Origin of the sequence: Marinobacter halodurans (assembly GCF_004327985.1) — a bacterium.
Lineage (GTDB): Bacteria > Pseudomonadota > Gammaproteobacteria > Pseudomonadales > Oleiphilaceae > Marinobacter_A > Marinobacter_A halodurans.
This window is the reverse complement of record NZ_SJDL01000070.1, coordinates 1-6,501: the sequence shown is the minus strand read 5'-3', so window position 1 is coordinate 6,501 and position 6,501 is coordinate 1. Positions and strand designations below refer to the sequence as shown.

The 6,501-nt window shown below is 65.2% G+C and carries 3 protein-coding genes; 1 reads left to right on the top strand and 2 read right to left on the bottom strand.

Going from position 1 to position 6,501, the window contains the following annotated elements; all coding sequences use genetic code 11:
- Nucleotides 1-222, top strand: a 222-nt coding sequence (locus tag EZI54_RS24925; RefSeq protein ID WP_207389319.1) for a hypothetical protein, incomplete at its 5' end; no start/stop codon positions are given.
- Nucleotides 223-794: 572 nt separating this feature from the next.
- On the opposite strand, the gene recD is transcribed toward EZI54_RS24925, so the two are convergent.
- A complete protein-coding gene (gene recD / locus EZI54_RS22805; RefSeq protein ID WP_131484172.1) occupies nucleotides 795-2,981 on the bottom strand; it encodes an exodeoxyribonuclease V subunit alpha in 2,187 nt (728 codons plus the stop codon).
- Nucleotides 2,978-6,501, bottom strand: a 3,524-nt coding sequence (gene recB / locus EZI54_RS22800) for an exodeoxyribonuclease V subunit beta (RefSeq protein WP_131484171.1), incomplete at its 5' end; no start/stop codon positions are given. The genes recB and recD, both read right to left, overlap by 4 nt.

Below are 6,501 nucleotides of genomic sequence, written 5' to 3'. Positions count from 1 at the left end.
GCGGCCAGGGCGACTTTGGATTTGAATGATGCGCTGTATTGCTTGCGTTTCTTGCTCATGATTCTCCTCCTTGTGGAGATGATGAATCAGAGCTCAGGCACCTGTCCAAATTTCGGGGTCCACTTCAAGATGTCGCGTCCTAATGTAGCCGACGCTTTAGCTTCGGAGGGGCCGTCAGGGCCCCGGGTTTATCGGCAGGCCTACGGCCTGCTCAGAAGCTAAAGCGTCTGCTACATTAAAAACCACTTCCGCTTACCGATGACGGTTGTGTTCCTGCATATAACGATTGGCATGATTCGGGAAGCGATGACCGCGAGATGTCGCGTCCTGGTGTAGCCGACGCTTCAGCTTCGGAGGGCCCGGCAGGGCCCCGGGTTTATCGGCAGGCCTACGGCCTGCTCAGAAGCTAAAGCGTCTGCTACATTAAAAACCACTTCCGCTTACCGATGACGTTTGTGTTCCTGCACATAACGATTGGCATGATTCGGGAAGCGATGACCGCGAGATGTCGCGTCCTGGTGTAGCCGACGCTTCAGCTTCGGAGGGGCCGTCAGGGCCCCGGGTTTATCGGCAGGCCTACGGCCTGCTCAGAAGCTAAAGCGTCTGCTACATTAAAAACCACTTCCGCTTACCGATGACGTTTGTGTTCCTGCACATAACGATTGGCATGATTCGGGAAGCGATGACCGCGAGATGTCGCGTCCCAATGTAGCCGACGCTTTAGCTTCGGAGGGGCCGTCAGGGCCCCGGGTTTATCGGCAGGCCGATGGCCTGCTCGGAAGCTGAAGCGTCCGCTACGTTAAGACGCCCCCCTCCAAAGCCGCCCGCAACCCGGACGTCCGCGTCACCCCACGACTGATCGCATCCTGGAATACACCCTCATCCGGCAACAACAGGCTGAACCAATGCCGCGCCCGGGTGATGCCGGTGTAGACCAGCTCCCGGGTCAGTACCGGATTGCGCCGGTCCGGCAGGATCAGGCACGTGTGCACGAATTCCGAGCCCTGGGATTTGTGGACGGTCATGGCATAAACCGTCTCGACCGCGTGCAGGCGACTGGGCAGCACCCACTTGATCCGGCCGCTGCCATCGTTGGCCGGGAACGCCACACGCAGGACCTGCCGGTTTGAATCGCCCGCCTCTCCGGTTACCGGAACAGACAGGGTGATCCCGATATCCCCGTTCATCAGGCCCACGCTGTAGTCGTTGCGGGTGACCAGCACCGGACGACCGGCGTACCAGCCCTCGGTCGCGCCGATCAGACCACGGGACTGGAGCGCGCCAGCAATCAGCGTGTTCAGCCCTTCCACGCCCAGCGGCCCACGCCGCAAGGCGCACAGGACCTGGAACTGGTTGTGGGCTTTCAGCACCGCGTTCGCCCACTGATCCAGCTCGGTTTGGTCGGCGCCCGGCGCCGGAGCGGTGTGCTTCATCACCTGCAGGTAATGGGCGTAGCCCCGGGGCGATTCGATACCGTTGCCCCGTCCCTGCCCGGCCGCCGGGAAGGCTTCGACTCCGCCGGAAATACAGTGCTCGGCGATCACCGAGTCGCTGTCACGCGGTAATCGCCGGCGCGCGATGTCGGGATAGCCTTTCTCAAACAACTGCGACACGTCCGCCGGATTCACCGGGGTCTCGCCCGTGCCGGCCTGGTTTACGGCCCGGGCCAGCTGACCAATGCCGCTGTGTTCGTCAAAACGATAGCTGCGCCGCAATAACGTGATGCTCTGGTCCAGCGCCGAACCGTCCTGAGCAGCAAATTCCCGATCAATCCGGCAGCCCGTGATGGCCTCCAGCCATTCCAGGGTGGCTTCACGGTAGCCGCCTTCGCTGGCCCGCTGACACAAATCCCCCAGCACCGCGCCGGCGTCCACGGACGCCAGCTGGTCCTTGTCCCCGAGCAGGATGATGCGGGCGGTCTCGGGCAAGGCGTCGAGCACCTGGGCCATCATTTCCACGTCCACCATGGACGCCTCGTCCACGACCAGGACATCCACCAGCAGCGGATTGTGGCGATGATGCCGGAAGCGCCGCGATCCCGGGATGCTGCCCATCAGCCGGTGCAGCGTGGTGACTTCGGTCAGGATCGCCTGACGCAGGCGCTCCCCGTCGCCAAAGGCCGCCAGGTCCAGCTTGTCCACGGCGCCGGCGATGGATTCGTTGAGTCGGGCGGCGGCCTTACCGGTGGGTGCCGCCAGGCGGATGACCAACTCCCGTTTATCTTCCGGGCGATTCATGGCCACGTGCTGCAACGCCGCCAGGAGTCGCACGACGGTGGTGGTCTTACCCGTCCCCGGACCCCCGGTGATCACACTGAAACCACCCCGGGCCGCATTGGCGCAGGCGACCCGCTGCCAGTCGGTGTCGCTCTCCGGCTTGGCGGCGCCAAACAGCCGGGTCAGGGCTTCTTTCAGTAACTGGGCTTCCCGGGAACCGGTCGTCTGGATCGGTGCCGCCTGGGCCAGCCGCTGCGCAATCTGGTCGGCAATGGTCTGTTCATAGCGCCAGTAGCGGCGCAGGTAGAGCCGGAGGCCGTTCCGCACCAGGGGCTGGTTGGTTTGAGTCTCTGCGTCGGCACCATTGGCCACCAACAACGGGTGATTCAGGGCCCGATCCCATTCGTCCACCGACACGCCGAGCAGGACTTCCGACGGCAGCAGACGCTGCTCCGGCGCCTCCTCGTTTTCCGGCGGTAGCGACAGCAATGCGTCGTAGCCCTGGCGGTTCATGGTCGCCAGATCCAGGCAGACGTGCCCGCGACCCAGTTGATGGGACGCCAGGGCCACCGCCATCAGCAGCAGCGGGTCCGGCGTCTGCCCTGCTTTAACGGCCTCGTCGTGCAGCAGCGTGACCAATGACAGGTCGAGCGCGCGCAACCATTCCAGATCCACCCACTGGCGCAGGATCGACAAGACGGTCTCTGCATCCTTCAGGGGCGCGTCGTCGAAGGCGAACATCTGTTGTGTGGTGTCGGTGGTCATGGTGCGTCGCTCGCTGTGCCGGTCACGGATTCGCCCCGGAACAGGCGATCCAGTGTGTCGATCAATTCCCGGTCCGGCCGCTCGCAGAACACGCCCCGGCTTTCCGCCTGGTTGCCACGCAGGAACAGGTAGACGGCGCCGCCGATGTGACGGTCGTAATCGTAGTCCGGTAGCCGGGATCGCAGGAGGCGATGCAGGGCCAGCAGGTACAGGCAGTACTGCAGGTCGTAGCGGTGCCCGGCGATGACCTCGGCCAGCGCGTCCGGGTGGTAGTCCGCATCGTCCGGCCCGATGTAGTTCGACTTGTAGTCCGCCACGTAGTAGCGACCGTCCTGTTCGAACACCAGGTCGATAAAGCCCTTCAACATGCCATTGAGCTGGAGTGGCGACGCCACCGGACGCTCCCGGCCGCCCAGGGTGTGGTGGCGAACGACCGCATCCAGCTTGCGCACGTCCAGGCTCTGGCTGGCAATCCAGAATTCCATCTCCGGGACCATCCGGGGCTCGTCCGCAAAACGCAGCGTTCCGGCGGTGCCATCCGGCTGAACCGGCAGCGGCAGGTCCGCCTGGATCAGGTCGGTCAGCCAGTGTCCCAATGGCTGCGCCCAGGCGTCCCAGCCGCGGATGCTGCAGCGTCGGGTGAGCCATTCCTGCATCACCTCGGGTTCCGCCAGAACCCGGGCGAAGCCGGTTTCTGCGGCCCATTCCAGCACGTCGTGCAGGAAGGTGCCGGGTCCGGCGCCGCGGTAGAACCGATGCAGTCGCCGCTCGTGGGTCGAGGGCGTGCGCAGGGGCTTGAGGGCCACCGCCGCAGGCGCCTCGCTTTCTTCGGACAGGCGTTCGGCGTCCGGGGTTTCGGGTTCGCGAGCATCGGCTGGAAGCCCGCTGCCCACCTCTGTCTCGGTATCAGGCTGCTGATAGCGAATCGCCGAGTAACTGGCGATCCACCAGTGCTCGCCCGCCTGACGAACGGGTGTCAGGGCCGGTCCGGGCTGCCGCGTCGCCTCCGGCTGATACTGGGTATCGGACGCCTCGGGCTGTTCGAGGACGGCAATCGCCTCGCAATCGCCGGCCAGCTGCCGGAGGCAGTCGGCCCACTCGGTCTCGCCGCTGTCGTCGAACGCACTGAGCGATGCCAGCGCGCCCAGCGGCGTTTCCTTGCGCAGGAAAGGCGCGCCGACCCAGGTGGCGTAACGGGCCCGGGTCAGGGCCACATAGAGTTTGCGGATGTCCTCGCCGAGGCGTTCCTCGTCGGCCAGGGCCACCGCATCACCGTCCGGATTGAACGACAGCTGTCGACGGCCCTCGGCGTCGTGCCAGCGAATCGGTGACTGCTTCGGGGTGACCGGACGGGCGCCGGAGGCAAACGGCAGGAACACCAGCGGGTATTCCAGCCCCTTGGATTTGTGGACGGTCACCACCTGGACCAGATCCGCGTCGCTTTCCAGGCGCACCTGACGGGTTTCCGCGTCTGCGCCGGGGTCGGCGATCATTTCCTCGAAATGACGAATCAGGGCCTGTTCGCCGTCGATGTGCTGGCTGGCCTGTTGTAACAGCTCGGCGATGTGCAGCACATCGGTCAGCGCCCGTTCACCGTTGGCCTGGCGCAGCAGGCGAGCGGCCACATCGAACGTCGACAGGATGCGGCGGATCATCGCCAGCACCCCCTTGTCGCGCCAGATCTGGCCCAACTCGCGGAAGCGTTCGATCTCCGACTCCCAGGCCAGTTCGTCCTGGCGCAGGTGATCCAGTGTGGTCCAGTCCAGGTCCAGTGTGGCGGTGGCCAGGGCGGCGCGGACCGGGCGTTCCCGCTCCGGTTCGGCGCAGGCTTCCAGCCAGAGCAACACGTCCGCCGCCTGCTGCGTGTCCAGCACAGAAGCACGGTCCGACAGGTAAACGCTTTTTACGCCCCTCTGTGCCAGCTCGCCCCGCACGGCGTCTGCCTCGCGGCCGGTGTTCACCAGCACCGCGATATCGCCGGCCTTCAAGGCGTCCAGTTTTCCGTGGGCATCCCGAAAACCGGCTTCGCCCCGTCGGCCCAGATTAAGCAGCCGGACGATTTCACTGGCGGACGATGCGGCGATGCTTTCCACCGTCGCGTCCTTGGTGCCGGCTTCATCGCCGTACCACAACGTCAGCGCCGGCGGCGCCTCGTTCACCACTTCAAACCGCTCCTTCCGGCCCTGGGCTTCGACGGCATGGAATGGCAACGGGTTGACCCCATCGCTGCGCCGGAAGCGGAACGCGCCCTTGCCAGAGGCGGACTCGCCCTGCTGGAAGATCTGGTTGCTGGCGGTCACCATGGCCTCGGCCGAACGGAAGTTACGGGCCAGCGTGTAGTGGCGCCCGGCCGTGGCGTTCCTGGCTTTGAGGTAGGTGTGGATGTCTGCGCCTCGGAAGGCGTAGATCGCCTGTTTGGGGTCGCCGATCATGAAAAAGCCGGTTTCCGGCCGGTCCTCGGGCACCCTGTAAACGGCGTCGAAAATCCGGTACTGGATCGGGTCGGTGTCCTGGAATTCGTCCACCAGGGCCAGCGGGAACTGCTGCCGGATCGCCTGGGCCAGTCGTTCGCCGCCCTCGCCTTGCAACGCGCTGTCGAGCCGGGTCAGCAGGTCATCGAAGCCCATCTCGGCACGGCGTTGCTTTTCCTGTTCCAGACGCACCCGGCACCAGCCCGCGGCCTGGCGAATCAGGATCTCCCGTGGGATCTCCCGTTCGCGTTCAGCCGCCAGGTCGTCCACCGCCTTAACCAGGGCGGCGTCGGTCGGCGGCGAGCCCTTTTTCCAGCATTCGCTGACGCCGTCGGAAGTCAGTCGCTCCCACAGTTTGTCGCTCACCGAGGGCAAGGCCACGCCGTCGGTCTGCGACCACTCCAGCAGCCCGTTCAGCCAGCCTTCGAGCCAGTCGGCGCGCAGCTTGCGGCCATCCACTTCCTTGGCGGCCTTGGCCCGCTCAAAGCGTTCCCGGAAATTGGCGACGGCCTCCGGGATGGCGGGCCGCAAACGGTCGAACAGCGCCACACGCTCGGCCATGGCCGGCTCGATCAGCGACTGGGGATCGGTCAGTTCGTCATTGGATTCCACATCCGGACTGTTCACCAGCGGGCGGATGGCGTCGTGCAGCGCGTCCGGCGAAGCAATCGCCTGCAGGTAGGTCTCCACGGCGCTTTCCGACAGCGGATTGACGAAAGTGCGCCAGTAGTCACGCACGACTTCCGCCTGCAGCTCGGAATGGTCGGTTTCCAGGGTCTGGTGAAACAGGCCGCCGCTGTCGAAGGCGTGCTCCCGCAGCATCCGGTAGCACCAGCCGTGGATGGTGTGCACGGCGGCTTCGTCCATGGATTCGGCCGCCAGTTCCAGCAGGCGCGCGTTGGCGGCCCAGCTCTCATCCGGGCAGGTATTGCGCAGGCGTTTGAGCGGGTCGGTTTCGTTATCGCGTTGATTGGCATCGATCGCTGCCGGATCCGCCCGGAACAGGTCGGCGGCTTCCGCCAGGCGCGCCCGGATGCGGTCCCGCAGTT